Annotated in this window: 27 protein-coding genes; 11 read left to right on the top strand and 16 right to left on the bottom strand. The window is 62.4% G+C overall.

Annotated elements, in window-relative coordinates:
• Positions 1-14: 14 nt before the first annotated feature.
• Positions 15-398: a metalloregulator ArsR/SmtB family transcription factor gene (locus AAFO90_RS01920; RefSeq protein WP_347508319.1), complete on the bottom strand. Its 384-nt coding sequence runs from the start codon at positions 396-398 to the stop codon at positions 15-17.
• Between the two features lie 31 nt (positions 399-429).
• Here AAFO90_RS01920 and AAFO90_RS01915 point away from each other — a divergent pair, with 31 nt between their 5' ends.
• Together AAFO90_RS01915 and AAFO90_RS01910 are read left to right on the top strand one after the other, a co-directional pair.
• Complete coding sequence (locus AAFO90_RS01915) at positions 430-1,305, top strand: PhzF family phenazine biosynthesis protein (RefSeq protein ID WP_347508318.1); 876 nt, start codon at positions 430-432, stop codon at positions 1,303-1,305.
• Positions 1,302-2,282, top strand: coding sequence for a hypothetical protein (locus tag AAFO90_RS01910; protein WP_347508317.1), 981 nt, complete (start codon positions 1,302-1,304; stop codon positions 2,280-2,282). The genes AAFO90_RS01915 and AAFO90_RS01910 overlap by 4 nt, the downstream gene beginning before the upstream one ends.
• Here the strand turns inward: AAFO90_RS01910 and AAFO90_RS01905 are convergent.
• Entirely contained in the window at positions 2,272-3,057 is a 786-nt protein-coding gene (locus AAFO90_RS01905) for a crotonase/enoyl-CoA hydratase family protein (RefSeq protein ID WP_065273525.1), read from the bottom strand. The genes AAFO90_RS01910 and AAFO90_RS01905 overlap by 11 nt on opposite strands.
• A gap of 97 nt (positions 3,058-3,154) precedes the next feature.
• Positions 3,155-4,237 carry an SMP-30/gluconolactonase/LRE family protein gene (locus AAFO90_RS01900; protein WP_347508316.1) on the bottom strand — a complete coding sequence of 361 codons (1,083 nt, stop codon included), beginning with the start codon at positions 4,235-4,237 and terminating at the stop codon, positions 3,155-3,157.
• 137 nt (positions 4,238-4,374) lie between these two features.
• Here AAFO90_RS01900 and AAFO90_RS01895 point away from each other — a divergent pair, with 137 nt between their 5' ends.
• A complete protein-coding gene (locus tag AAFO90_RS01895) occupies positions 4,375-5,484 on the top strand; it encodes a pyridoxal phosphate-dependent aminotransferase (RefSeq protein WP_274838311.1) in 1,110 nt (369 codons plus the stop codon).
• A gap of 119 nt (positions 5,485-5,603) precedes the next feature.
• Entirely contained in the window at positions 5,604-5,807 is a 204-nt protein-coding gene (locus AAFO90_RS01890; protein ID WP_347508315.1) for a histidinol phosphate aminotransferase, read from the top strand.
• Between the two features lie 65 nt (positions 5,808-5,872).
• Here the strand turns inward: AAFO90_RS01890 and AAFO90_RS01885 are convergent, their stop codons facing one another.
• On the bottom strand, positions 5,873-7,096 hold the full coding sequence (locus AAFO90_RS01885; RefSeq protein WP_274828272.1) for an aminotransferase class V-fold PLP-dependent enzyme: 1,224 nt from the start codon (positions 7,094-7,096) through the stop codon (positions 5,873-5,875).
• 245 nt (positions 7,097-7,341) lie between these two features.
• Here AAFO90_RS01885 and AAFO90_RS01880 point away from each other — a divergent pair, with 245 nt between their 5' ends.
• Positions 7,342-9,198 (top strand): ABC transporter ATP-binding protein, encoded by a 1,857-nt coding sequence (locus AAFO90_RS01880; RefSeq protein WP_347508314.1) that lies wholly within the window; start codon positions 7,342-7,344, stop codon positions 9,196-9,198.
• Between the two features lie 12 nt (positions 9,199-9,210).
• On the opposite strand, the gene AAFO90_RS01875 is transcribed toward AAFO90_RS01880, so the two are convergent.
• Complete coding sequence (locus AAFO90_RS01875; protein WP_347508313.1) at positions 9,211-9,891, bottom strand: TIGR04283 family arsenosugar biosynthesis glycosyltransferase; 681 nt, start codon at positions 9,889-9,891, stop codon at positions 9,211-9,213.
• Between the two features lie 99 nt (positions 9,892-9,990).
• Here AAFO90_RS01875 and AAFO90_RS01870 point away from each other — a divergent pair, with 99 nt between their 5' ends.
• Together AAFO90_RS01870 and AAFO90_RS01865 are read left to right on the top strand one after the other, a co-directional pair.
• Positions 9,991-10,731, top strand: a complete 741-nt coding sequence (locus AAFO90_RS01870) for a folate-binding protein (protein ID WP_347508312.1) — start codon at positions 9,991-9,993, stop codon at positions 10,729-10,731.
• Between the two features lie 99 nt (positions 10,732-10,830).
• Positions 10,831-11,364, top strand: coding sequence for a hypothetical protein (locus AAFO90_RS01865; protein ID WP_347508311.1), 534 nt, complete (start codon positions 10,831-10,833; stop codon positions 11,362-11,364).
• Positions 11,365-11,450: 86 nt separating this feature from the next.
• On the opposite strand, the gene efp is transcribed toward AAFO90_RS01865, so the two are convergent.
• Entirely contained in the window at positions 11,451-12,014 is a 564-nt protein-coding gene (gene efp, locus AAFO90_RS01860; RefSeq protein ID WP_347508310.1) for an elongation factor P, read from the bottom strand.
• 217 nt (positions 12,015-12,231) lie between these two features.
• On the opposite strand from efp, the gene AAFO90_RS01855 reads away from it, so the two are divergent.
• Together AAFO90_RS01855 and AAFO90_RS01850 are read left to right on the top strand one after the other, a co-directional pair.
• Positions 12,232-12,549, top strand: a complete 318-nt coding sequence (locus tag AAFO90_RS01855; RefSeq protein WP_065270891.1) for a DUF6280 family protein — start codon at positions 12,232-12,234, stop codon at positions 12,547-12,549.
• 235 nt (positions 12,550-12,784) lie between these two features.
• Positions 12,785-14,248 (top strand): cobyric acid synthase, encoded by a 1,464-nt coding sequence (locus tag AAFO90_RS01850; protein WP_347508309.1) that lies wholly within the window; start codon positions 12,785-12,787, stop codon positions 14,246-14,248.
• Positions 14,249-14,441: 193 nt separating this feature from the next.
• On the opposite strand, the gene AAFO90_RS01845 is transcribed toward AAFO90_RS01850, so the two are convergent.
• From AAFO90_RS01845 to AAFO90_RS01825, 5 genes are all read right to left on the bottom strand, one after another.
• A complete protein-coding gene (locus AAFO90_RS01845) occupies positions 14,442-15,509 on the bottom strand; it encodes a hypothetical protein (protein WP_347508308.1) in 1,068 nt (355 codons plus the stop codon).
• A gap of 114 nt (positions 15,510-15,623) precedes the next feature.
• Complete coding sequence (locus AAFO90_RS01840; protein ID WP_274836013.1) at positions 15,624-17,042, bottom strand: TolC family outer membrane protein; 1,419 nt, start codon at positions 17,040-17,042, stop codon at positions 15,624-15,626.
• Positions 17,043-17,137: 95 nt separating this feature from the next.
• A complete protein-coding gene (locus AAFO90_RS01835; protein WP_274828264.1) occupies positions 17,138-17,791 on the bottom strand; it encodes a protein-L-isoaspartate O-methyltransferase in 654 nt (217 codons plus the stop codon).
• Positions 17,792-17,895: 104 nt separating this feature from the next.
• Positions 17,896-18,405: an alkylphosphonate utilization protein gene (locus tag AAFO90_RS01830; protein WP_065270896.1), complete on the bottom strand. Its 510-nt coding sequence runs from the start codon at positions 18,403-18,405 to the stop codon at positions 17,896-17,898.
• A gap of 104 nt (positions 18,406-18,509) precedes the next feature.
• Complete coding sequence (locus AAFO90_RS01825; RefSeq protein WP_347508307.1) at positions 18,510-18,824, bottom strand: TraR/DksA C4-type zinc finger protein; 315 nt, start codon at positions 18,822-18,824, stop codon at positions 18,510-18,512.
• 191 nt (positions 18,825-19,015) lie between these two features.
• Here AAFO90_RS01825 and AAFO90_RS01820 point away from each other — a divergent pair, with 191 nt between their 5' ends.
• Positions 19,016-19,153: an entericidin A/B family lipoprotein gene (locus AAFO90_RS01820; RefSeq protein WP_116560370.1), complete on the top strand. Its 138-nt coding sequence runs from the start codon at positions 19,016-19,018 to the stop codon at positions 19,151-19,153.
• A 13-nt stretch (positions 19,154-19,166) separates the two neighbouring features.
• Here AAFO90_RS01820 and AAFO90_RS01815 read toward each other — a convergent pair whose 3' ends face one another.
• The 5 genes from AAFO90_RS01815 to ribB form a co-directional block, all read right to left on the bottom strand.
• Positions 19,167-19,352: a CTP synthetase gene (locus tag AAFO90_RS01815; protein ID WP_065270898.1), complete on the bottom strand. Its 186-nt coding sequence runs from the start codon at positions 19,350-19,352 to the stop codon at positions 19,167-19,169.
• Positions 19,353-19,585: 233 nt separating this feature from the next.
• Complete coding sequence (locus AAFO90_RS01810) at positions 19,586-19,918, bottom strand: hypothetical protein (protein WP_274828262.1); 333 nt, start codon at positions 19,916-19,918, stop codon at positions 19,586-19,588.
• A 200-nt stretch (positions 19,919-20,118) separates the two neighbouring features.
• The gene (nusB, locus tag AAFO90_RS01805) at positions 20,119-20,601 is read right to left on the bottom strand and encodes a transcription antitermination factor NusB (protein WP_347508306.1); all 483 of its coding nucleotides are present in this window, start codon (positions 20,599-20,601) and stop codon (positions 20,119-20,121) included.
• Positions 20,598-21,149 (bottom strand): 6,7-dimethyl-8-ribityllumazine synthase, encoded by a 552-nt coding sequence (locus AAFO90_RS01800; protein WP_274828261.1) that lies wholly within the window; start codon positions 21,147-21,149, stop codon positions 20,598-20,600. Before AAFO90_RS01800 ends, nusB begins: the two co-directional genes overlap by 4 nt.
• A 1-nt stretch (position 21,150) precedes the next feature.
• On the bottom strand, positions 21,151-22,278 hold the full coding sequence (gene ribB / locus AAFO90_RS01795; protein WP_347508305.1) for a 3,4-dihydroxy-2-butanone-4-phosphate synthase: 1,128 nt from the start codon (positions 22,276-22,278) through the stop codon (positions 21,151-21,153).
• Positions 22,279-22,474: 196 nt separating this feature from the next.
• On the opposite strand from ribB, the gene AAFO90_RS01790 reads away from it, so the two are divergent.
• The gene (locus tag AAFO90_RS01790) at positions 22,475-23,527 is read left to right on the top strand and encodes a proline racemase family protein (protein ID WP_347508304.1); all 1,053 of its coding nucleotides are present in this window, start codon (positions 22,475-22,477) and stop codon (positions 23,525-23,527) included.
• Positions 23,528-23,620: the final 93 nt, after the last annotated feature.

The raw sequence follows: 23,620 nt of genomic DNA, 5'->3' as shown, positions 1-23,620 counted from the left end.
GTCCTTGATCCGTCTCAATATCCCGCAGTGCGATCACTGCCCTTGTGGCTTGTGGCCCATGCCGGTTCTTCCCACAGGTGGGCGGCGTCGGCCAGGATGGCATCGGCCCGGCTGCGGACCAGTTTGTAAAACACCCAGTTCTTGATTTTCTTGCTAGTCACCAGCCCGGCCTCTTGCAGGACGCGCATATGGTTCGTCACCGTCGGCTGTCGCAGCCCGATCTTCTCGGTGATGAACCCTACACAGACCCCGTCCCTGACCAGATCACCATCCTCCTGTGGCGGAAAATGCCGCTCCGGATCGCTGAGCCAGTGCAGAATTTGCAGCCGGTTCTCATTGGCCAGCGCCTTCAACGCGGTGGCCGTTGACAGCAAATCGGCATGAGTATAGTCAATCATCTATATAGATTCTCCGCTATGCAGGTCAGTCATGTCACAGCGCAACCGCTCTTACAACTTTGTCCATTGTGATGTCTTCGCATCCCGCCCCTACTCCGGCAACAGTCTTGCGGTTTTTCCCGATAGTGCGGGCCTCAGCGCCGCACAGATGCTGACCATGACCCAGGAGCTTCGTCATTTCGAATCCATCTTCCTGACGGAAACCGAAGGCCAGATCGAAGCGCGGGTCTTCGACATGATCGAGGAACTGCCCTTTGCCGGCCATCCGATCATCGGAGCGGCCTGTAGCCTGCATATGAGGTGCGGGGCGCCCGGGCAAAAAACCTGGACCTTCACCCTGCAGGGCGGCCGAACCGTACGTGTGACCACCATGGCCCGCGCCGGACGCTATTTCGGAACGCTGGATCAGGGACAGCCCGACTTCCTGGGCACCGTGCCGGACGACAGCCGCACTGCCTTCGCCGAAGCCTTCAACCTACCCCCCGACTACCTGTCGCCTCTGCCACTTGAGATCATATCGACGGGGTTGAAGTACCTGGTGGTCCCCGTGACCGGCGGACTACGTGAGGCCCGGATCATGGTTCCCGACCTCGAGGACAGGCTGCGGACCGTTGGCGCCGAATTCGCTTACCTTTTCGACACGGAAACCTTCGAAGGCCGCCACTGGAACAACGACGGTCTGCTTGAGGACGTCGCCACCGGCAGTGCCGCTGGTGTCATCGGCGCCTATGCATTGAAACACGGACTGGCGCAGGCGGACCACACCTTTACCCTGACGCAAGGCCACTACATCGGACGGCCCAGCGCCCTGCTCGTGACCCCCTATGGCACCCCTGATGCCATCAGCCATGTCACCGTTACGGGCGAGGTTGCCTTTGTCGGAACCGGAGAGATCAGCGCGCCATGATCCCGATCTACACCGCAGAGGATATTCATCCCCATATGTCTGTCGCGGATCTGATCCCCTCCGCGAAACAGGCCTTTCGCGCGCTGTCCGAAGGGACGGCAACAGCGCCTGTGCAGGTGCTCTACCCATCACCGGGCGCAGACATTCATGTGAAATCCGCGACGCTTGCAGGCTGCCGCATTTTCACGGTCAAGATGGCGGGATGGTCGCAGGATCTCGCCAACATCGGCGCACCGCCGTCGAGCGGAATGATCGCGGTGTTCGACAGCCAGACCTGCAGGCCAGTTGCTATCCTGCAAGATGATCATCTGATCTCGGATTACCGGACCGCCGCCGCTGGCGCGGTCGTGGCCGACCTTCTGGTCGCCGACCGGGCGCAACACGCCGTCGTCATCGGCACCGGCACGCAGGCGCGGCTGCAGGTTGAGGCGCTGCTTTTGGTACGTCCCGTGACCTCGGTTCAGGTCTGGGGGCGGGTGCGGGCCAAGGCGCAGGCGCTGGTGGATAAGTTGCAGGCACAATTTGCTGGGGTGCAGTTTGAGGTCGCCGATGATCTGGAACAGGCCGTCCGGTCCTCCGATGTGATCCTGACCGCCACCGGAGCAAAAAAACCGCTGATCCATGCCGATTGGCTCAGCCCCGGCCAACATATCACTTCGGTCGGATCAGACGACGAAACCAAATGCGAAATTGATCCCGTGGCCCTGTCGCAGGCGCAGGTCTTTGTCGATGCGCGCGCGTCAGGCCTGGCTTTTGGCGCGCCGCACCGTGCGATCCGATCCGGACTGATGGCCGCGACAGATCTGACCGAAGTCGGTGCGGCGCTGGAGGCGGGCATCTCCGAAAACCCTGAGCGGACAAGCATCGCCTGCCTGTCCGGGCTCGGGGTTCAGGATCTCACCGCGATCAATGCCATCTGGCCCAAGCCGTTGCACAAGGCGCCGTTGCCGCCTCAGGGCGCGCCTATCAGTCCTTGAACTGCGGCGGGCGTTTCTGCATCTGCGCTGCAATGGCCTCCATCTGGTTGGGCGTGCCGATCAGGGCCACCTGCTCGCGGCTTTCCTCCATCAGCACTGTGGCCTGATCGGCGGTTTCGGCCACACCGATCAGCCGTTTGGCCGCGCGGATGCCTTCGGGGTTCTTGCCTGCGATCTCTGCCGCCAGCGCCTGCGCAGCGGCAAGGGGATCGTCGGAGACTTCGGTCACTAGCCCCCAGTCCAACGCCTGCGGAGCCTCGAACACTTCGGCGGTATAGGTCAGGCGTCGCAGCACGTCCGAGCGCAACAGCCGGGGCAACAGCGCCATGCCGCCCATGTCGGGGACGATGCCCCATTTCATCTCCATCACAGAAAACCGCGCATCCGGCGCAGCGATGCGGATATCCGCGCCGAGCGCCAGTTGCAAACCGCCGCCAAAGCAGACGCCCTGCACGGCCGCAATCACCGGCACCGGTACCCGGCGCCAGGCCATCGCGACCTCCTGCACCTCGTTGGCATCATCAAAACTGCGGGCCATCAGCCACTCTTCGGGATCCATCTGCCCCATCTTGGCAAAGCTCATCAGGTCAAGCCCGGCGCAAAACGCCTTACCCTCCCCCGCCAGCACCACGGCCCGCGCCTTGGAGGCGGCGACCTCGTGCCCAGCGGCGATGATCCCCTTGATCATCTCGTCGTCCAGCGCGTTCATCTTGTCCCCGCGCGTCAGCGTCACATGGGCGATGTGGTCTTTGTACTCGACGGATACCCGTGCCATCTGCGGCTCCTCCTGCTTTCGGTTTGCGCCAGACTGCACCGCAACGCCGCCGCGATCCAGACTAACGCCGGGGCAGATTGGACCGAGCCGAACCCGCCTAGGGCCGGATCGGCGGCAGATCCGCCACCGGCAGCCGCGCGAAACTGTCACTATCCAGCGTCATCACGTAAAGCTGGTCGCCGACAATGCGCCCGCCAGTGGTGATCCCCAGCCCGCCCGCAGGATCCTGCAGGGTGCGTAGAATGTTACCATCCGCATCGAACTGCATGATCATGCCGCGATGGATCGGCGCTGGGCGCACCTTCGGTCCCAGCCGCCACAGCACCTTGCGCAGGAAGGGATAGGGCATCAGCACTTCGGACGGTACGCGCGGGCTTGCAAAGGCCAGCCAGAAGGTGCCATCGCCCTGCGCCTCAAGGTTATCCGGATAGCCCGGCAAGTTGCCGAGAAACAGTTCCTGCTGCCCGGCGTCGGGACCGGTCAACCACAACCGATGCACCCGGGCGCGGCCTGTTTCATTGATCAGCAGGAAATCCTCATCCGGCGACAGGGCAACACCGTTGGTATAGACAAACCCGGTGGCGATCTTCTCAACCGTTCCATCGGGGGTGCGGCGGGCCACGTAGCCCGTGCCGGACTGTTCCCAGACGGTCAGCACCGAGGTGGGTTTGGTGCCGCCCATGGTCTCCGGGTCGAACCGGTCCGAGGAATTGGAGAAATAGATCGTGCCATCGCGCGCCACATCCAATTGGTTGGCATAGATCACCGGGGCACCGTCAATCTCGCTCACCAGGGTTTCCAGCGTGCCGGGGCCGTTCCAGCGCATGATGCCACGGAAACTGTCGGCGATATAAAGCGCACCATCCGGCCCGGCCTTCAGCCCCAGCGGCCGCCCGCCCAGCGCCTCCACCAGTTTGGGTTGGTCGCCATCAATGCGATAAAGGTTCCCGTCCAGATCGGTGGTGTAGACCGTCCCATCCGGCATCACCGCCAGATCCTCGGGACCGATGGCGCCATTGGGCAGGACCACCTTTTGCGCGCCCTCAAGGGCGGTGTTTTCCTCAAACTCTCCGGTAAATCCCGGCCCCTTGGGCGGATCATAGGACACAGGTTCGACCGGCACCGGCCAGAACAGAAGATAGGCCAGCCCCAGCGCCAGCACGCCCAGAAAAATGCGCATCGTTAAATTCTCCCAAAACTGGCACCAGTCTGCGCTGCCCGGGCGCCCTCTGCAAGGCTTGCCACCCGCAGAACCTGCGACATTCGCTGCCGCCATGCCCACTTGATGCGGCGGGCCGGTTCACGTTATCTGCCCGCATGACCACACCTCGTTATACCCCGCTTACCCAGTCCCTGCCTGCAACCGTGCCCTTTGTTGGCCCCGAAACGCAGGAGCGTGAGCGCGGCGCGCCCTTTGTCGCCCGCCTTGGCGCCAATGAGAACATCTTTGGCCCCTCGCCCAAGGCGATTGCCGCGATGCAGGCCGAAGCGGGCGAGATTTGGAAATACGGCGACGCGCAAAGCTATGATCTGCGCATGGAACTCGCGAGGTTCCACGGCGTCGCGCCTGAGAATATTCTGGTCGGCGAAGGCATCGACGGGCTGCTTGGCTATCTGGTACGCATGCTGGTGACCAGCGGCGATCACGTAGTGACATCGCTGGGCGCCTATCCGACATTTAATTACCACGTCGCGGGCTTTGGCGGCACACTGCACACGGTCCCCTATCGCGACGACCACGAAGATCCCGAGGCCCTGTTCGCCAAGGCGGCGGAGGTCGATGCCAAGCTGGTCTACCTTGCCAACCCCGACAACCCGATGGGCAGCTGGCACAGCGGCGCCGATATCGTTGCCGCACTGGATCACCTGCCAGATGGCTGCCTGCTGTTGCTGGACGAAGCCTATGTGGAATGCGCGCCCGAAGGCACCGCAGCGCCGGTCGACATCAACGATACCCGCGTCATCCGCATGCGCACCTTTTCCAAGGCCTATGGCATGGCGGGCGCCCGCGTTGGCTATGCCATGGCGCAGGCGGATCTGATTTCGGCCTTCAACAAGGTGCGCAACCATTTCGGCATGAACCGGATGGCGCAAGCGGGTGCATTGGCGGCGCTGCTGGATCAGGACTGGCTTGCGCATGTGACGAATGAGATCGCAGTGGCCCGGACCCGCATTGGAGAGATCGCCAGTGAGAACGGCCTGACTGCCCTGCCCTCGGCCACCAATTTCGTTGCTATTGATTGCGGACAGGACGGAGCCTTTGCCAAGGCGGTACTGGACGGCCTGGTGGATCAGGGCGTTTTTGTACGCATGCCCTTCGCCGCGCCGCAAAACCGCTGCATCCGCGTAAGCTGTGGTCGGCCCCAGGATCTGGACGCCTTTGCCAAGGCGCTGCCCATCGCGCTGGAGCGCGCCCGACAAGCCTGAGTGAAGGGTATCGACCAAAACCCTGCGACCGACCGGCCGCAGGGGGCTTTACGCCGCATTCACTGAATTATGTCAGTCTTGAGCCCGAACCACGTCACATCGCGTTTGGGAACTGCATCATGCAACAGGACAAGACCGCACGGAAACAGCCGCGTCAGGCGGCGGCGCAGGCACCGGATCTGCTGGAAACCACCCTGCGTTTTGCCGTCATCAACATGCCGTGGATCTTTTTCACCCTCTGGCTGCTCTACGGCATGGTGCCGGTGTTGCTACTGGCCACGCTGATCAACCACATGATCACGCGCCTCGAGATGAGACCGTGAAACGCGAGCCTGACCTCAGACGGGGACAAGACCCCGCCTGATCAACTGTTTTGGCTCACGCCCTCTCAGGACGCCTTTTGCCCGGCTTCGGACAGAACTGCAGCCGCCGCATCCAGCGCCCCGGCGCCGTGGGGAATATCAAGGGCGCGCAGGCCCGCCTCGATACCGCCCAGAAGCCCCATGACCATGTGACCGTTCAGGTGGCCCATATGGCCCAGCCGGAAGAACCCGTGCCATTCCGGGCTGCGCGGTGGCGCCATGCCAAGACCGATCCCCAATGTCAGCCCCAGGGTCTGCTCCAGCCACTCGCGCAGCTGCGTCGCGCGCGATCCGCCCAAACGCAGTGCCGTCACCGCATGAGAACGCAGCGCGGGATCGGTCACGTTCATTGCCATTGGTCCGTCTTGCCCCCAGGCCTCACACGCCGCCCAGATCGCACGGGCCAGCTGCGCATGCCGTGCCCAGACGTTTTCGATCCCTTCGGCGTGGATCATGTCGAGCGAGGCCCGCAGCCCATAAAGATGGTGGGTCGGAGCGGTGCCGCCGAAATACTGGTAGAACTCTTCCGGGTTGGCGCGCGGGGTCCAGTCCCAGTAGCGGCTGACCCGCGGCATCGCGGCGCGCACCGTGGCGGCCTTGTCGTTGAAGAACACGAAGGCCAGCCCCGCCGGGACCATCAGCCCTTTCTGGCTGCCGGTGACCATGACATCGACGCCCCAGTCGTCCATCTCGAACCGGTCACAGCCCAGCGAGGCGATGCAATCGGCCATCAACAGCGCCGGGTGCTGCTCCGCATCCAGAACCGCGCGCAGGCCGGGTACGTCGTTACGGATCGAACTGGATGTATCGACATGCACCCCCAGCACCGCCTTGATCTGATGGCTGGTATCCGCCTTCAGCCGCTCTGCCACACGGGCCAGATCCCAGGGCGCATGGTTGCCAAAATCGATGACCTCCACGTCAATGCCCAGCCCCTCAGCCATTTCCGACCAACCGATAGCAAACCGCCCCGAGGACGGGACCAGCACCTTGTCCCCCGGTTGCAGTACATTCGAAAGGGCAGCCTCCCAGGCGCCATGACCGTTGCAAATGTAGATCGCCGCGTGATGCTTTGTGCGCGCCACCCGGCGTAGATCCGGGATCAGTGTCGCGGTCATATCCACCAGCTCACCCGCGTAGATATTGGGTGACGGACGGTGCATCGCCTGCAGCACCTGATCCGGAATCACCGAAGGTCCGGGGATCGCCAGATAGGATCGCCCTGCCGATAGGTTTAAAGTCCCGCTCATTTTTGATCTTCCCTGCAATGGAACCCTGGGCCTGGGGCCGGTTCGCGCTCAAATTTCCGGTACAGTACAATGCGGCAGAGGAAGGTCAATTCCACAATGGGTGCAGTACAACGGGACTGCCCATCAACCGGGCATGGCGCAAAGCTTGCGCCTAAAGCCTCAGCTGCTTAAATGGCCCGGGTCAAAAACAGAAAGCGCCGCATGACCCTCACATCCTGCAAACACACCAGCCGGAACTGTCCTGCATGACCCGCAAGCACACCTCCTCCAAAGAGCTGATCGTCTGGCTGTGGCGCGATTACCTGCGCCATTACATGGGGCTACTGGGCCTTGCCGTGTTCTTCATGCTCATCGAAGGCGGCACTGTTGGTGCGCTCAGCTATATGATGCAACCGATGTTCGACCTGGTCTTTGTCGCCGGAAATTCCGACGCGCTGTTCTGGGTCAGCCTCGCCTTTCTGGTCATCTTCTCGCTACGCGGCGTCGTCAGTGTCTGCCAGAAGGTCATCCTGTCGAAGATCTCGCAGACCTCGGCCGCACATATGCGCAAAGACATGCTGGACCGGCTGATCCGGCAGGATCCCGCGTTTCACCAGGTGCACCCGCCGGGTTTCCTGATCCAGCGCGTTCAAAGCGACGTCATGGCGATCAATCAGGTTTGGCAGGCGCTGATCACCGGTGCAGGCCGCGACATGGCACAGATGGTGGCCGTCCTTGGCGTTGCCATCAGCGTCGACTGGCGCTGGACCGCGATCATGCTGATCGGCCTGCCTCTGCTGCTGCTGCCGATTTCAGCGCTTCAACGCTACGTCCGCAAAAAGGCCGCCACGGCGCGCGACCTCGGCGCCTCGCTGGCGACGCGGCTGGACGAGATTTTCCACGGCATCGTGCCGATCAAACTGAACAGCTTGGAGCAGTACCAGGCGCGCCGGTTCAGCAACCATATGGACCAGTTCGTGCGCTCCGAAGTGCGCGCCTCTTTCGGCACTGCCTCGATCACCGGCATGATCGACATCATGGCCGGTCTCGGTGTCATGGGCGTGGTTCTTTATGGCGGCCAGGAAATCATCACCGGCGAAAAGACTGTCGGCCAGTTCATGAGCTTCTTCACCGCCATCGGTCTGGCCTTTGACCCGATGCGCCGCCTCGCCTCCATCAGTGGCACCTGGCAAAGCGCCGCCGCCGCGATGGAGCGTATCAAGGAACTGCTGGACGCGCCGATCAAGCTGCTGCCGCCGGTGAAGCCCGTGGCCGCGCCAAAGGGCCTGCCCGAGGTGCGTTTGGATCACGTCACGCTGAACTATGGCGACACCACGATCCTGAAGGATCTGTCTCTGATCGCCGAGCCGGGCAAGACCACGGCGCTTGTCGGGGCCTCGGGCGCCGGTAAATCCACCATTTTCAATCTGCTGACACGGCTGGTCGATCCGCAATCCGGACTGGTCACAATTGGCGGTACCCCGGTGGGCGATCTCGCCTTCGAGGACCTGCGCGGCCTGTTCTCGGTGGTCTCGCAAGAGGCGCTACTGTTTGACGAAACCCTGCGGGAAAACATCCTGCTGGGCCGCACCGATGTCAGCGAAGAGCGCCTGAAAGAGGTTCTGGACGCCGCCCATGTCTCTGACTTCCTGCCCAAGCTGGCCAATGGTCTTGAGACGCTTGTTGGGCCGCGCGGTTCTGCCCTGTCGGGCGGGCAGCGGCAGCGAGTGGTGATCGCCCGCGCCCTGCTGCGGGACACGCCTGTGCTGTTGCTGGACGAGGCGACCTCGGCGCTGGATGCGCAATCGGAAAAGGTCGTGCAGCAGGCGCTTGACCGGCTGGCGGGCGGACGCACCACACTGGTCATCGCCCACCGTCTGTCAACCATCCGCAACGCCGACAAGATCGTGGTGATGGAGCGCGGCGAAGTGATGGATCAGGGCACCCATGCTGAGCTGCTGGAGCGCGGTGGGATCTACGCCGATCTCTATCGCCTGCAATTCCAGGACGGCAAGACGCTGGTAGAACGCGAAGACCTCAATATGGCGCAGCCTCTGGCGGCGCAGCAGTCTGCGGATCAATCCGGTCTGTTCCGGCGGGTCTGGCGCCGGGTCTTCCGGTAAAGAAGCAGAGGGTTATTTGCGATAGGCCCGCGCCAGCCGCTCTGGGCTGACGCCAAGGGCATAGCGCGTGAGCGTCCAGAGATTGCGGGCGCCACGCCGCAGCCAGCCGTCGCGCTCGTATCGCGCGGCCGAGGTCTGCGCCTGAACCGGGATCTCGACAAGACCCTTCAGACGCAGCGACAGGGCAACATCCTCCATCAATGGCTGATCGGGGTAGCCGCCCATTGCCTCATAATCGCTGCGGCGCACAAGCAGCCCCTGATCGCCGTAGGGCAGACCAAACAGGCGCGCCCGCAGGTTCGCCCAGCCTGCAACCAGCGCGGGGCGCAGCCCCCGGGCCCGGAACGCGAGGCGGAAATACCCCGGCCTGCCTTCGCCCTGCTCCAGATGGCGGGACACCGCATCGCTCCAGCCCGCGGACAGTCGGGTATCGGCGTGCAGGATCAGCAGCCAGTCGCCTTGTGCCGCTTCGCAGCCCCGGCGCAGCTGTCCGCCCCGCGACGGCGCGCCGCTCAGCAGTTCGGCACCGACCTCTTCGGCAATGGTGGCCGTGTGATCCTGCGATCCGCCATCCGAGATCACCAACTCCCGGATCAGTCCTGAGGCCAACCCTTCCATCAGCGCCTCAAGGCAGCCGGGCAGTTCCGCCTCGGAATTGAGTGTCGGGATCACGATACTGATCGGAGCGGGCATGGGCAGTTTCCTGTTCAACTCGGCTGTGATTTCTATATCACTTGCTGAAACAAGAACATGGTGATCTGCTGATCCGCCCCAATCAACTGGAGAACAGACATGAGTGCCCGCACAATTCTTCGCCTGTCCGGCCCCGACACCCGTGACTTCCTACAGGGGCTGGTCACCAACGATGTCGCAAAACTGGACCAGAACGTGCTGGTCTATGCCGCGATGCTGACGCCGCAGGGCAAATTTTTGGCCGATTTTTTTCTGGCCCCTGACGGTGCAGATGTGTTGCTGGATGTAGACGCGGATCTGGCCGAAGGGCTGATGAAACGCCTGTCGATGTACCGCCTGCGTGCAGATGTTCAGATCGAGGTCACAGATCTGCAGGTGCGCCGAGGCACCGGCCCCGCCCCCGAAGGCGCCTTTGCCGATCCGCGCCACCCGGATATGGGCTGGCGCCTTTATGGCGCCGAGGGCGGCGATGACGGCAGCGACTGGGATGCGCTGCGCATCGCCCATTGCATACCCGAAAGCGGCGTCGAACTGACGCCGGACAGCTATATCCTTGAGGCCGGGTTCGAGGCGCTGAACGGGGTCGATTTCCGCAAGGGCTGCTATGTCGGGCAAGAGGTGACTGCCCGGATGAAACACAAGACCGAGCTGCGTAAGGGGCTGCAGATCGTGGAAATCGAAGGGTCTGCCCCCGTGGGCACCGATATCACCGCCGGAGACAAGGCCGCAGGCACCCTTTTCACGCAAAGCGGTGGCAAGGCAATTGCCTATCTGCGCTATGACCGTGCCAGGGACAAAGACTTGCAGGCAGGCGAGGCAAGACTCTCCTGGTCCGAATAGGCGGCCCTACAGCACGCAAGCCTCATTTAACCTGTTGGGTTTAGATACGCAGACGTCGGCATGTTATGGCGGCGACGGTATCACTGAGGGATTACTCAAATGCGTGCGATTTTTCTGCTGGCCCTGACCAGCCTGCCCCTGCAGGCAGGTGCAGCCGATTACTGGGAATACAAGGACTGGCGCGTCTGGAGCGAGCAGATCGACACTGGCGAAGACCTGCGCCGCACCTGTGCGGCCTCGACCGGCGGCGATGGCGACCCGGTGCTGCGCCTTGAGGTGTCGGACGGCGATGTCGGTCCGCCGGATTTCTATCCATACCCGGTGATCAGCGAAACCGCGCCGCGCCATTACACCACCCAGATGCAGGACGGTCAGGTCATCCAGTTCCGCGTCGACACCGGCACCATCTTTTCCGGCGCCGCCTTCGTCACGCTCACGAATGAAGGTCTTGCGCACGCCGAGGCCGCGATCAACCTGCCCAACAACCGGCCGGTCCTGAAGGCCATGAAAAAGGGCAGCAGCATGGTGATCGAGGCGGGCGGACGCACCATCTTACGCGCCTCTCTCGCCGGGTTCACGGCGGCCTATGGCAAGATGATGGATATCTGCGGCTTCAACCTGTCGCTCGACTGACCGCACAGAACGCAAAGACGTTATGCAAAAGAAAACCCCGCGCAGGACTGCGCGGGGCATTATAGCGTCAATGCAGCAGACCCGGATCAGGCGCGCTCGGCATATTCCATGGTTTCGGTGTTCACCACGATCATCTCGTCCTGACCGACGAAGGGCGGCACCATGACTTTGACACCGTTATCAAGGATCGCGGGCTTGAAGGAATTCGCGGCGGTCTGGCCTTTTACAACCGGCTCGGTTTCGACGATCTTGCAGGTGACCTTCTGCGGCACGGTGGCGTTCAGAGCTTCGGAGTCGTAGAACTCGACAACGATGGTCATGCCGTCCTGCAGGAACGGGCGACGATCACCCAGCAGCTCGGCGGGCAGTTCGATCTGCTCATAAGTCTCGGTGTCCATGAACACGAGCATACCGTCGTTTTCATAGAGGAACTGCTGGTCTTTCTGCTCAAGGCGTACACGCTCGACCTTGTCGGCGCTGCGGAACCGCTCGTTCAGCTTGGAGCCGTTACGCAGGTTGCGCAGTTCGACCTGAGCAAAGGCGCCGCCCTTGCCGGGTTTGACGTGATCGACCTTCACAGCGGCCCACAGACCGTCGTTGTGCTCCAGAACATTGCCAGGGCGGATTTCGTTACCGTTGATCTTGGGCATCGGAAAAATCCCTCTCGGGTGGTTGATGAACTCTTAACTGCCCCTATATCTGGCGTGGACTCGGCTGGCAAGACAACGATATCTCGTGGGCACCCCCGGCAAGCTATGCACAAATCGCATGAAAGCTATGCATCTACGGGCTATCCGAATCGTCATAGTTCCGTCATAAGGAGCGCCACGCCGAAATTGCAATAGCAAGAACAACAAAGGAAACGGGATGCGAGATTTCGTTGACGGCACCGCTTACAATAACGAGCAAGGCAACCGCGCACGCAAACTTTTTGCCGCCGTGGTGCTGGCCGCATTGGACGACGCCATCGCTGACGACAAGAAATACGGGAACGGCCCCGAGCAGATCGCGCGGTGGGCGCGCTCTCGCGATGGCCGTGAAGTCCTTTCCTGCGCCGGGATCGACCCGAACGAGCGCGTGGTCGAAGGGCTGATGGAATTCGTCGGTCGTGGCGTGCGGACTTCGGTCGCACTGTCGCGTGAAGAAAGCGAGCGCCGCAATGCTGCACAGGCCGAAGCTGCCTGATCTAAGCTGCCATTGAGACACAGAAAAGCGCGTCCTGGGGGGCGCGTTTTTCTTTTGTGGCTCCGCTTTTTTCGCCTGCGCTTTCCGTACACCTCCTGACCGCCAATATCTCCGCACAGCTTCCGCAAGCCCCTGCCCGGCCATCCGATCAGGCAATGCCTTCGATTGCCGTTGACCTGCGCCCGCCCACATTGCAACTGTCTGCGCGAACGAGTGTGAGCGGTGGGGCAGGCGCATGACGGCACGGGCACTGATGATCCAAGGCACCGGCAGCAATGTCGGAAAATCGCTTCTGGTTGCGGGGCTGGCGCGCGCCTATACGCGGCGCGGCCTGCGGGTGGCCCCGTTCAAACCGCAGAACATGTCGAACAACGCGGCAGTCACCTCCGAAGGTGGCGAAATTGGCCGCGCGCAGGCGCTACAGGCCCGCGCTGCCATGCGTGCGCCGCATACGGATATGAACCCGGTGCTGCTGAAGCCCGAGACGGACACCGGCGCGCAAATTATCGTTCAGGGAAAACGGCGCGGCACCCAAGGCGCCGGATCCTTCATGCGCGATAAATCGGGGCTGCTCGAGGCTGTACTCGACAGCTATTACCGGCTGGCCGCTGACGCCGATCTGGTGCTGATCGAAGGGGCCGGTTCTCCGGCGGAAACCAACCTGCGCCCGCGTGACATCGCCAACATGGGCTTTGCCTGCGCGGCAGAGGTGCCGGTGGTTCTGGTGGGTGACATTCACCGCGGCGGCGTCATCGCGCAGATCGTCGGTACCAAGGCAGTGCTAGAGCCTGCGGATCTGGAACGCATCGTCGGCTTTGCCGTGAACCGGTTCCGCGGCGATCTGAGCCTGTTTGGCGGCGGGCGCGACGATATCGTGGCCCGCACCGGCTGGCCATCACTGGGCATTGTTCCCTGGTTCTGGGACGCCTGGAAACTGCCAGCTGAGGATATGATGGACATCGCCTCCCGCGCGGGTGGGGCCTGCAAGGTGGTGGTGCCACAGCTGGAGCGGATGGCGAATTTCGATGATCTGGATCCGCTGGCCGCCGAACCTGATGTGACGGTCGAGATCGTGCCCCCCGGGCGTGCCCTGCCCGGCGATGCGGATCTGGTGCTGATCCCCGGCAGCAAATCCACGATTGGCGATCTCGCCTTCCTGCGCGCCCAAGGCTGGGACATCGACATCCTTGCCCACCACCGGCGCAGTGGTCATGTGCTGGGTCTCTGCGGGGGCTATCAGATGCTTGGCCAGACCATTGATGATCCGGAGGGGGTCGACGGTCGCCCCGGGAAGGTGGCCGGGCTTGGCCTGCTGGACGTGCATACAACCATGGTGGGCGACAAGCGCGTGACCCTGACCGAGGCCACCACGCGGGACGGTAACTTGCCGGTCTCTGGCTATGAAATCCACATGGGACGCACCAGTGGCCCCGATACAGACCGCGCCTGGCTCAGCGTCGATGGACGGGCCGAGGGCGCCGCCTCTCCGGATGGACGTGTGCGCGGTTCTTATCTGCATGGGCTGTTTAGTTCCGATGCCTTCCGTGCTGCCTTTCTGGCTGGTCTGGGGCACGAAAGCCGCACCTCCTACGAAGATGGCGTCGATGCGGCTCTGGATGATCTTGCGGCGCATCTGGAGCGCTACATGGACCTCAATCGACTGCTCGAGCTATCGCAGCCCGTCAGCCCCCGCACATAGGCGCAGCGCCCCGTGCCAGAGCGCGACCGCGCCGTGCGCAGCGCGGCGCCCGGCCCAACGGGAGAGGGAATTGAAAAATGCCCGATCCGGGCGGGAGCGCTCTGCCCTGATGTTCGGCTTGCGCGCCACTTACACGGGACATGACCGTAACTCAGGAGGCAACCAATGCCACCTAATGCCGTAGCGCAGGAGGTCAGAGCAGGTCTTGTGCTGCCAGCGCCCGGTGGATTTCCCGGCGCACCAGTTTACGGACGTTGCGGGTGATGCGCTCACCAAGCGCGCCCTGCAATTCTTCGCGTACGATCTCGGCCACCAACTCGCGCAGGCTCTCCTCGTCTAGATACGTGTCCTCTTCGGTCAGCGCGCCCAGCGTTTCGACGGTGATGGCCTCTTCGGCAATGCCGCGCGCTGGATCCTCAGTTTCTGCTTCCACCGCAGTCTCGGCATCGTCGCCTGCACCCGAAGAGATATCGCTGTCAGGCCAGGACACCACCTCTTCACGCGCATCAGCTGCTTCCTCAGAAGACAGATCCTCGTCGTGATGATCCTGCCACTGCAGCGTTTCGACATTGGTACCTGCATAGGGATCGCTGGACCTGCCGTCTGGCTCCCATTGCTCTTCGGAGCGCGCAACCTTGGCTTCCAGCTCCGTAATTTTCTGCACAACGGCGAACACCCGGTCAGCCGGGTCGATCTCTTCCAGCATTGCATCGGACAGGGAGGCTTCAGACTGCGCCTCTACCTCGTCAGAAGCATCCTGAAAGCCCTCAACTCCGGTTACGCCCGCCGCTTGATAGAGGGTCGCCCAGGGATCTTTCCAGGGCGCATCTTCCGCCGCATCAGTGGCATCCTCATCGGAAGTGCTCTGGGCTTCCTCTGCCGGTGTTTCTTCTGCCGGTTCAACGGCCTGCCCTGCCGCCCCTGCGTCTGTCTCATCAGTCGCCACCGAGGTGAGGTCTGTATCGACTTCCACCGCGGGGATCGAACTGGCGCTGATGTCGGTGACCTCAGGGGGTACCTCCCGCGCATATGCGGTATCGATAGGGTCGGCCTCCTCGGGCTTGGCCTCTGACACCCGTAGCGCAGGCGTCAGCACAAGTCGCGTCGCCGCCTTCTCGGACCGTGGTTCGGCTGGCTCCGGTGAAGCAGGCTCCGCAGACCCGGTGACCCGGGCAGCCCCTTTTCTGTCGTCTTCACTCACGAGACGACGGATAGAGGACAGGACATCTTCGATTTCTGCCTGCGTTACAGGTTCGGACATAATAATCAGCACCACTTTAGCCAGTGACACAACTGTAGCCGCCGAACGGCGGCCACACAACAATTAGGGTAAATTTTCAGTTGTTCCCGGTGGTGTCCGGCGCCAGAACGCGCGTCAGTCGCGGCCCAGAGCCTTCAGCACCCGGTCCAGATCCTTGCTACGCTTGCTGATATGGGCCGGAGCGTCCTTGACCAGATTATAATACAGGGTCGGGTCATAGATCTCGACGGCAAGCCCCAGATGCTCGGCTGTGAGCAGGCCCTGCGCCTGCAACAACTGATAGGCCGCCAGCGCCTGATTGGCTCGCGCCTGCACCCGCGCGGTCTGCGCGCCCAGAAGTTCCTGCTCGGCCTGCAGCACATCCAGTGTCGTGCGCGCGCCCAGCGTGGCCTCTTCGCGGATCCCTTCGAATGCGACCTGCGCCGCCCGCACCCGCTCGACCGAAGACACAAGGCTGGCCCGCGCTGCTTCAAGCGACACATAGGCCGCCGCCACCGATTGGGTCACGGATCTTTGGGTGGAGATCAGCGCGCCCTTTTCGGCATCCAGCCGGGCAATATCTGCCCGCCGCGCTGCGGCAAGCCCGCCGCCCGCGTAAAGCCGTTGGGACAGGGTCAGGCTAACACCTGAGGTATCCGAATCGCCGTTGCCGTTCAGATCATAGGTATGGCCTGCATCGGCGCGCAGGCGCACGCTGGGGCCAAGGTTCTTTTCAGTGCTGGCCGCAGTATGCTGCGCTGCCTTCACCGAATGCTGACGCGCCAGAAGGCTGGGATGATTGCGCATCGCAACGCTTTCAGCGGCCTGCAAGGAGGCAACCCGCTGCGGCAGCGGCGGTTGGCCTGCAACTACGTTGATCGGGTTGCCGACCACCTCGATATAGGTCGCCTTGGCCTCCAGCAGATCGCCCTGGCTTTCGGTGAGGCTGGCCTGCGCGGCTGCCACACGGCTTTCGGCGAGGGCAACATCGGTGCGGGTCACTTCGCCGACCTCGAACCGGTCCTGAGCAGCGCGCAGTTCTTCGCGCAGAAGACGCAGGTTGTTGCCCCGCAGGCGCACGGTGTCCTGCTGCAACAGCACGTTCACATAGGCCTGAACGGCGGAAAACAGAACTTGCTGTTCGATATCCAGCAGGCTTTGACGGGTGGCCAGAACCGTTTCCTGCGCCGCCAGCTGACCCAGCCGCGAGGCGCCGCCGTCATAAAGCAGCCATTCCATCGAGACACCGACATCAAGCCCATTGGTATCGTGGTCACGGAACCCGAAGGTGGAGATGCCCCGGCTGTAGCGGTGGCTTGCGGTCATCGCAAAATCAACGATCGGGCGCAAACGGGCAACCGCAACAGCGACGCTTTCATCCGTGGCGCGCAGCAGCGCCCTGTTTTGCTCCAGCAATCCGCTGGTTTTGTAGGCGCCTATCATGGCGTCCGACAGGTTGTCCGCCACCGCGGATTTTGGCGCGGCCAGCGCCGCTGCAACTGCGCCGACATATACAAACGTTTTCAAAAAACGGACCGAGAATTTCTTTCGCATCGGTTGCCTTATCGTTTGCCGCGCCGCCAGCCGCGGTTGGTTTGCCTCACCCCGCGTCCCCTGCCCGGGACGCGGGAATATTCTGCCCCGGCGGGTTATAGTGCGAATTCGCGAACCTTTTCAAAGCCCGGCAGTACCGGGGCGCCCGCGTTGAATGCAAAACGCCAGGAAACCTGGCCGCCTGTCTTATGGCCGATCTTCACCTCTCCGAGCGCGCCGGTCATGAAGACCGCGGCGATCCGGCCACCATCGCGCAGCTGTTCGAGCAGCGCCGAAGGAACATCTTCGACGCCACCCTGGATCATGATCACATCATAGGGACCATGTTCCGCTGCGCCTTCGGCCAACGCACCAACGTGCACGATGGCATTGTCAGCTCCGGCCTCGGCCAGTTGATCCTGAGCATCGCGGCCCATGTCCTCGTCCTGTTCGACGCCGATCACCATCTGGGCAACGCGGGCAGCCACAGCCGTGGAATAGCCCAGCCCGCAAGCCACATCGAGCACCAGCTCATCATTCTGGATATCCAGTGCATCCAGAACCTTGGCCAGGGTGCGCGGTTCCAGCAGGACGCGGCTGTCGCCAAGATCGATGTTCTGATCCGCATAGGCGGCTTCACGTTGTGCATCAGGCACAAAGCTTTCGCGAGGTACCGCGAGCATCGCTTCGATAATCGGGTATTTCGTCACATCCGAGGGGCGGACCTGGGTGTCGACCATCATGCGGCGACGTTCGGCGAAGTCAGTCATGTGCTAAACTCGTCTGTTCAGTCTGTTGATATTGCTTGTGCCACATCGCGGAAGGCGCGGCAACGGTGGCTTTGGGAAATTGCTGGGCTGATGCCATGCGGCATCTACTTCTTCTTCACGAATTTCGTGAGGATGACGATCCGCTGGCCCTCGACCCGCCCTTCGATGTGTTCGGGGTTGTCCTGAACCAGGGAAATACCGCGCACCGCCGTACCGCGTTTGGCGGTGAACCCGCCCCCTTTGACCGGAAGGTCCTTGATCAAAACGACGTTATCACCTTGCGCCAGAGGCGCCCCGTTGCTGTCCACATGGGCGCTGGCCGCCGGAACATTGTCGGCCCAGGCGCGGGTTTCATCGTCCAGCCACAGCTGCTCGGCCAGATCGCGGGCCCAGTCCTGATCGGAAAGACGTGCAAGAAGACGCGCCGCCAGCACCTGCACGGCAGGCTCTTCCGACCACATCGATGATGACAGGCAGCGCCAGTGGTTGGGATCAAGATCTCCGGCGATCTGCTCTGCACAGGTGGCACAGATCTCGACCCCGGCGCCGTCCGGCCCTCCCGGAACCTCAACAAAGGACAGGGGCGCGTCGGCGGAACAGAGGGCGCAGGGCATAAGGGTATCTCCGTGTCAGAATAGCTATGATCGCTTTAGACCCGGCGCGCGCCAAAGGAAAGCGCCGCCCGACGCCCCGCGCGCCTATGCCCCGGTCACCAGTCTTATTTGGCGCACTTCTTGCAAAAAGGTGTCGCAGGAAGCAGGTCCAGCCGTTCAACCGAAATGGCATCACCGCAGATCTGACAGAAACCGTAGTCACCGCTTTCGATACGCGCCAGTGCCGCATCGATCTGGCGCAGCTCATCCAGTTCAGCCTTGCCAAGGCTTTCCAGCACCTCGTCGCCCTGCCGCTCGGACGATCGATCCTCCCAATCCTTGGGCATGGGCGCGTCCAGCGTGTGCTCCACCTCGACCAGATGCCCTGTCAGGGCCTTGCGCCGCGCCTCAAGCGCCTCTTTACGGATCTCAAATGCCATTCGTCTAATCCTCCCGATAGGTCGTGTTCGGTACATGTTGCCACGCGCTTATCCCCGAACACCTATTAGAGAACATTGACCTCCATCAACAAAGCTGTCGAACCGCGCAGTTCGATGAGCAGCGACTTTCCGCCTCTGGCTGCTCATCTCAGGCGATGCTAGACAACACGCCAAGAACGATGGAGTACACCATGATCAAACATGTCCTGATTGCCCTGAGCCTGCTGAGCCTTGCTGCCTGCGAAACCGCAAAAGGTGCGGGCCGCGACATCAACAAAGCCGGAACCGCCCTTGAGCAGGCGGCCGACGACATTCAGAAGAAACTGTAAGGCTGGGCGCAGGTCAGCGCAGGTTGTAAAGCTTGCGCGCGACCAGCCACGTCACCGGAAAGGCCGCGATAAAGCCAAGCGCTGCCGCGATCAGAATGGGCTGAAGGCTGTCCTGCCCCGTGGCCAAGGCCGCTACCACGGCGCTGCCTGCAAGGGTGGAGCCGATAAATAGATGCAGGATGAAAGCAAGACGATACATGTGATGGCCTTTCCGAATAGATGAATCGGGGTCCTGTCGGTGAACCGGACCCATGCCATCATGTTTCAGAATTTGCTGGCAATCGCCTTGATCTGGGTCAGCTTCGGCGCTGCGCGCACCTGAATGGCAGGCCCCTCACAACTTCAAGCCGGACAACCTCACGATTGCCCACCTCAGTCTATACTCAAAATGGTGTGAATTGACCCAGAGCGCTGTCGGTTGGAGGCCAGAGGTCAGTCGCGCGGCTGTTTCCGGCGATCCTGCGGGCGCGGCGCCACGGCTTTTACCCGGATCGGTTCAAAATGGTTCACCACCGGAGTTCCCCGGCGCGGCCCTGCGTCATCATCGCGGGCCAGTGACATCACCGCCCAGGCGAATTGCACCCCGGCAAAGACAATCCCGTTCATGAACCAAAGAATGCCGATCGCCAGAAGCCCGACATCAGACGTGCTGACCAGCCCCCAAAGGTTCATTACGTTGAACCAGAGCAGCAGCCCGACGAATACCGCAGCGATTCCGAACCCCAGCGCAACGTTGCGGATATAGAGTTGAATGAGCTTTGGCATGAGATTCCCTCCATAGGCTGCTTCTTAATGTTAGCACCCGGCGGCAGGCGGTCCAGAGAATAAAGCGGAAAATACATGCGATCGGCGGAATTTGTCCTGCATCTCGCCCACGTTCGGAACGAATAACGATACCCCCCTGTAAAAACAAAAACAGGCGCACCGGGGTGCGCCTGATTGCAAAGGTCACCTGAAAAGAAGGTTCAGAACGCCTCGGGGCGCGCTTCGCGGGCCATGTGATCCAGAACCGCGTTGACGAATTTCGGCTCTTTGCCTTCGGGGAAAAACGCGCGCGCCACATCGACGAATTCGTTGATCACCACCTTGGGCGGGGTCGTCGCCTCAACCAGTTCCGAGCCTGCAGCGCGGAACAGCGCCCGCAGGGTCGGGTCGATCCGGGCAATCGGCCATTTCGCCACCAGCGCGCGGTCGGTCATCTGGTCGATCTTAGCCTGATGATTGACGGCGCCTTCGACCAGCTGGCGAAACAACTTGGGGTCACCCTCGGCATATTCATCACCTTCATAGACAGCGCCAAAACGGTGATCCTCGAATTCGACGATCACCTTGTCATAGGTCTGGCTGCTGTGTTCCATCTGGAACAGCGCCTGCACGGCAAAAAGCCGGGCCGCCGATTTCATCTGAGTCTTGCCGTTGCCCTTCGGGGCGCTGTCTGGGTTGGTCATGCCGTGGTGGATCCGTTGTCTGTGCCAGCCAGCTGGATGGCCTCGGAAGGGGCCTTAAAGCCGACTCCCTTGCTCTGGGCGCTCCACTTACGCGTCAGTGCGATCAGATGCAAGGCCGCAGCCGCTGCGCCTCCGCCCTTATTCTGATCGGCGGGATCGGCGCGCACCTCTGCCTGGGCGCGGTTCTCTACGGTCAGGATGCCGTTGCCGATGCACAGGCCCTGCAGGCCCATCAGCTGGATCGCACGGCTACTGTCGTTGCAGACCGTATCGTAGTGGGTGGTCTCGCCGCGGATCACACAGCCCAGTGCCACGTAGCCATCAAAGTTCGAGGTCCGGTCCGCAATAGAGATCGCCGTAGGAACCTCCAGCGCGCCGGGCACTTCGACCAGATCCCAGGTGCCACCTGCGGCCTCGATCTCGGCCTTGGCACCTGCGACCATATTGTCGGCGATGTCCTTGTAATAAGGCGCAACCACGATCAGCAGCTTGACCGGTTTGTCAAAGCTGGGGCGCGGCAGGATGTAGTGGCTTTCGTGTCCGGCCATATCAGTCTTCCTTCAGGATGGGGCGGCTGCCGACGATGGACAGCCCATAGGCATCAAGGCCCACATATTTGGTCGAGGGGGAATCGGTCAGCAGGATCAGGTCCTTCAGGCCAAGGTTCGACAGGATCTGCGCGCCGATGCCGGTCTGTTTGATGGTCACCGTGCGCGATCCGTCATCCTCATAGGCATAAAGCGCGTTGCGCGGCTGGCGGAACAGGGTCACAACACCGCGCCCCTCGGCCGCGATGATCTCCATCGCGCGGGGCAGCTGGCGGGCGGACTTGGGGCCAAGGCCCAGAATGTCGGTCGCCTCGTGCAGCGCGTGGGTGCGGGCCAGAACCGGCTCGGGCGTGGTGATGTCACCCTTGATCATCACCACGTGTTCAACGCCGTGGGTCTGATCGGTGAACAGGCGCATATCCCATTCGCCGCCGAATTCGGAGTTCACGATCTCCCGCGAGGTTTCGGTGACCAGATTGTCGTTGCGGGCGCGATAGGCGATCAGATCGCTGATGGTGCCGATCTTCTGGCCGTGCTCAGCAGCGAAGGCCACCAGATCGGGCAGCCGCGCCATGGTGCCGTCTTCCTTCATGATCTCGCAGATCACCCCCGACGGATGCAGCCCGGCGAGGCGCGAGATATCCACGGCCGCTTCGGTATGGCCCGCACGGACCAGAACGCCGCCGCGTTTGGCGCGCAGCGGGAAGACATGGCCCGGCGTTGCGATTTCCGCCATCGAATTCTGCTCGTTGATCGCGGTCGCGACGGTCAGCGCGCGGTCAGCAGCGGAAATACCGGTCGAAACACCTTCGCGCGCCTCGATGGAGACGGTAAAGGCGGTCTCATGCCGGGAGGAATTGTTGACCGCCATCATCGGCAGCCCGAGGCTGTCGATCCGGTCCGCGGTCATCGGCAGGCAGATCAGCCCGCGCCCGTGTGTCGCCATGAAGTTGATGGCATCGGCATCCGCGAATTGCGCCGGGATCACCAGATCGCCTTCGTTTTCGCGGTCCTCGTGATCCACTAGGATGAACATGCGGCCCTGTCGGGCTTCTTCGATGATCTCTTCAATCGGGCTGATTGCGTCGCGCAGGCGGGCCTCGACCGGCCCCGGTGTTTCAAAGCTCATGTCATGGCCTTTCATGATCCGTGTCGCAGGCCCTCGAATGGCGCTGCCGCGTTGCCAGCGAAATAGCGCAGCCGCGCCCCAAAGGCCAGCCCGCTTGGCTCTCTTGGAATCACGGACGCGACGTTTGCAGATGCGCAGAAGACTGCTAGCGTTCCAGCATAAAACTTAATTCAGACCAAACGCGAAAGCCAAGCCCATGCGCACTTCCCGTATCCTGCAAGCCTATGAAGCCCACGCCGAGGGCGAACAGGGCCGCGTCATCACCGGTGGCATGCCGCTGCTGAAGGGCGCCAGCGTGTTTGAAAAGATGCAGGACATGGCCGCCAACCATGATGAGATCCGCCTGATGATGCTGCGCGAGCCGCGCGGCAATCCAGGGCTTTGCGGCAATGTCCTCGTGCCGCCCTGCCATCCGGAGGCGGACGCCGGTTTCATCATCTTCGAGCAGACCGAATACCCGCCGATGTCCGGCTCCAACACCATCTGCGTGGTGACGGTGCTGCTGGAGACCGGCATCCTGCCGATGATTGAGCCGGTGACCGAGCTGGTGTTGGAGGCCCCCGCCGGGCTGATCCGGGTGCGTGCGGAGTGCCGTGACGGCAAGGTTACACAGGTCAGCTTTCGCAACGTGCCCGCCTTTGCCGTGCATCTGGACGCCAAGGTCGAGGTGACGGGACTCGGCACCGTCGCGGTCGATGTCGCTTGGGGCGGGATGTTCTTCGTTCTGGCCAATGCGGACCGGCTGGGCGTCGATCTTTCAGCAGACAACGGCAAGGACATCACCCGCGTCAGCGAGGCCATCCGCCACGCCACGGCCGAGCAGCTGCCCGTCACCCACCCGGACAATCCCGCGATCACCGGCCCAACGATCACCAACCTCTGGGGGGCGCCCATTGCCAAAGACACCCACGGGCGTGGCGCCATCACGCTGTCGACCGGTGCCTTTGACCCGGCGCGCCCGCAGGATGCCAGCGGCATTCTGGACCGCTCCCCCTGCGGCACCGGCATCTGCGCCAAGATGGCGGTTCTACATGCACGGGGCCTGCTTGCGCCGGGACAGGACTACGTCAACGCCGGGCCGCTTGGCACCACCTTCACCGGACGTATTATCGAAGAAACCAAAGTCGGCCCCTACCCCGCCATCGTACCAACCCTGTCCGGGCAAGGCTGGATCTATGGATTGTCCAGCTACACGCTGGATCCCAGCGATCCTTTTCCTGCGGGCTATACCGTCGGCGATATGTGGTGATGCGCGCCGCGGCAGCGGCGCGCCTGGCCCAACGCCTCGGGCCTGCATCTTCGATGCTGGCTCAGGGGGCGGGAGCCTCCCTGCGGTTCGCAG

It is taken from the genome of Phaeobacter sp. CAU 1743 (assembly GCF_039839315.1).
Lineage (GTDB): Bacteria > Pseudomonadota > Alphaproteobacteria > Rhodobacterales > Rhodobacteraceae > Phycobacter > Phycobacter gallaeciensis_A.
This window is presented reverse-complemented; position numbering and strand designations above follow the sequence as displayed.

Bases quoted from the DNA above. Each gene is read 5' to 3' on its own strand.
- AAFO90_RS01920 (WP_347508319.1), bottom strand. From the start codon at position 398: ATGATTGACTATACTCATGCCGATTTGCTGTCAACGGCCACCGCGTTG.
- AAFO90_RS01915 (WP_347508318.1), top strand. From the start codon at position 430: ATGTCACAGCGCAACCGCTCTTACAACTTTGTCCATTGTGATGTCTTC.
- AAFO90_RS01910 (WP_347508317.1), top strand. From the start codon at position 1,302: ATGATCCCGATCTACACCGCAGAGGATATTCATCCCCATATGTCTGTC.
- AAFO90_RS01905 (WP_065273525.1), bottom strand. From the start codon at position 3,057: ATGGCACGGGTATCCGTCGAGTACAAAGACCACATCGCCCATGTGACG.
- AAFO90_RS01900 (WP_347508316.1), bottom strand. From the start codon at position 4,237: ATGCGCATTTTTCTGGGCGTGCTGGCGCTGGGGCTGGCCTATCTTCTG.
- AAFO90_RS01895 (WP_274838311.1), top strand. From the start codon at position 4,375: ATGACCACACCTCGTTATACCCCGCTTACCCAGTCCCTGCCTGCAACC.
- AAFO90_RS01890 (WP_347508315.1), top strand. From the start codon at position 5,604: ATGCAACAGGACAAGACCGCACGGAAACAGCCGCGTCAGGCGGCGGCG.
- AAFO90_RS01885 (WP_274828272.1), bottom strand. From the start codon at position 7,096: ATGAGCGGGACTTTAAACCTATCGGCAGGGCGATCCTATCTGGCGATC.
- AAFO90_RS01880 (WP_347508314.1), top strand. From the start codon at position 7,342: ATGACCCGCAAGCACACCTCCTCCAAAGAGCTGATCGTCTGGCTGTGG.
- AAFO90_RS01875 (WP_347508313.1), bottom strand. From the start codon at position 9,891: ATGCCCGCTCCGATCAGTATCGTGATCCCGACACTCAATTCCGAGGCG.
- AAFO90_RS01870 (WP_347508312.1), top strand. From the start codon at position 9,991: ATGAGTGCCCGCACAATTCTTCGCCTGTCCGGCCCCGACACCCGTGAC.
- AAFO90_RS01865 (WP_347508311.1), top strand. From the start codon at position 10,831: ATGCGTGCGATTTTTCTGCTGGCCCTGACCAGCCTGCCCCTGCAGGCA.
- efp (WP_347508310.1), bottom strand. From the start codon at position 12,014: ATGCCCAAGATCAACGGTAACGAAATCCGCCCTGGCAATGTTCTGGAG.
- AAFO90_RS01855 (WP_065270891.1), top strand. From the start codon at position 12,232: ATGCGAGATTTCGTTGACGGCACCGCTTACAATAACGAGCAAGGCAAC.
- AAFO90_RS01850 (WP_347508309.1), top strand. From the start codon at position 12,785: ATGACGGCACGGGCACTGATGATCCAAGGCACCGGCAGCAATGTCGGA.
- AAFO90_RS01845 (WP_347508308.1), bottom strand. From the start codon at position 15,509: ATGTCCGAACCTGTAACGCAGGCAGAAATCGAAGATGTCCTGTCCTCT.
- AAFO90_RS01840 (WP_274836013.1), bottom strand. From the start codon at position 17,042: ATGCGAAAGAAATTCTCGGTCCGTTTTTTGAAAACGTTTGTATATGTC.
- AAFO90_RS01835 (WP_274828264.1), bottom strand. From the start codon at position 17,791: ATGACTGACTTCGCCGAACGTCGCCGCATGATGGTCGACACCCAGGTC.
- AAFO90_RS01830 (WP_065270896.1), bottom strand. From the start codon at position 18,405: ATGCCCTGCGCCCTCTGTTCCGCCGACGCGCCCCTGTCCTTTGTTGAG.
- AAFO90_RS01825 (WP_347508307.1), bottom strand. From the start codon at position 18,824: ATGGCATTTGAGATCCGTAAAGAGGCGCTTGAGGCGCGGCGCAAGGCC.
- AAFO90_RS01820 (WP_116560370.1), top strand. From the start codon at position 19,016: ATGATCAAACATGTCCTGATTGCCCTGAGCCTGCTGAGCCTTGCTGCC.
- AAFO90_RS01815 (WP_065270898.1), bottom strand. From the start codon at position 19,352: ATGTATCGTCTTGCTTTCATCCTGCATCTATTTATCGGCTCCACCCTT.
- AAFO90_RS01810 (WP_274828262.1), bottom strand. From the start codon at position 19,918: ATGCCAAAGCTCATTCAACTCTATATCCGCAACGTTGCGCTGGGGTTC.
- nusB (WP_347508306.1), bottom strand. From the start codon at position 20,601: ATGACCAACCCAGACAGCGCCCCGAAGGGCAACGGCAAGACTCAGATG.
- AAFO90_RS01800 (WP_274828261.1), bottom strand. From the start codon at position 21,149: ATGGCCGGACACGAAAGCCACTACATCCTGCCGCGCCCCAGCTTTGAC.
- ribB (WP_347508305.1), bottom strand. From the start codon at position 22,278: ATGAGCTTTGAAACACCGGGGCCGGTCGAGGCCCGCCTGCGCGACGCA.
- AAFO90_RS01790 (WP_347508304.1), top strand. From the start codon at position 22,475: ATGCGCACTTCCCGTATCCTGCAAGCCTATGAAGCCCACGCCGAGGGC.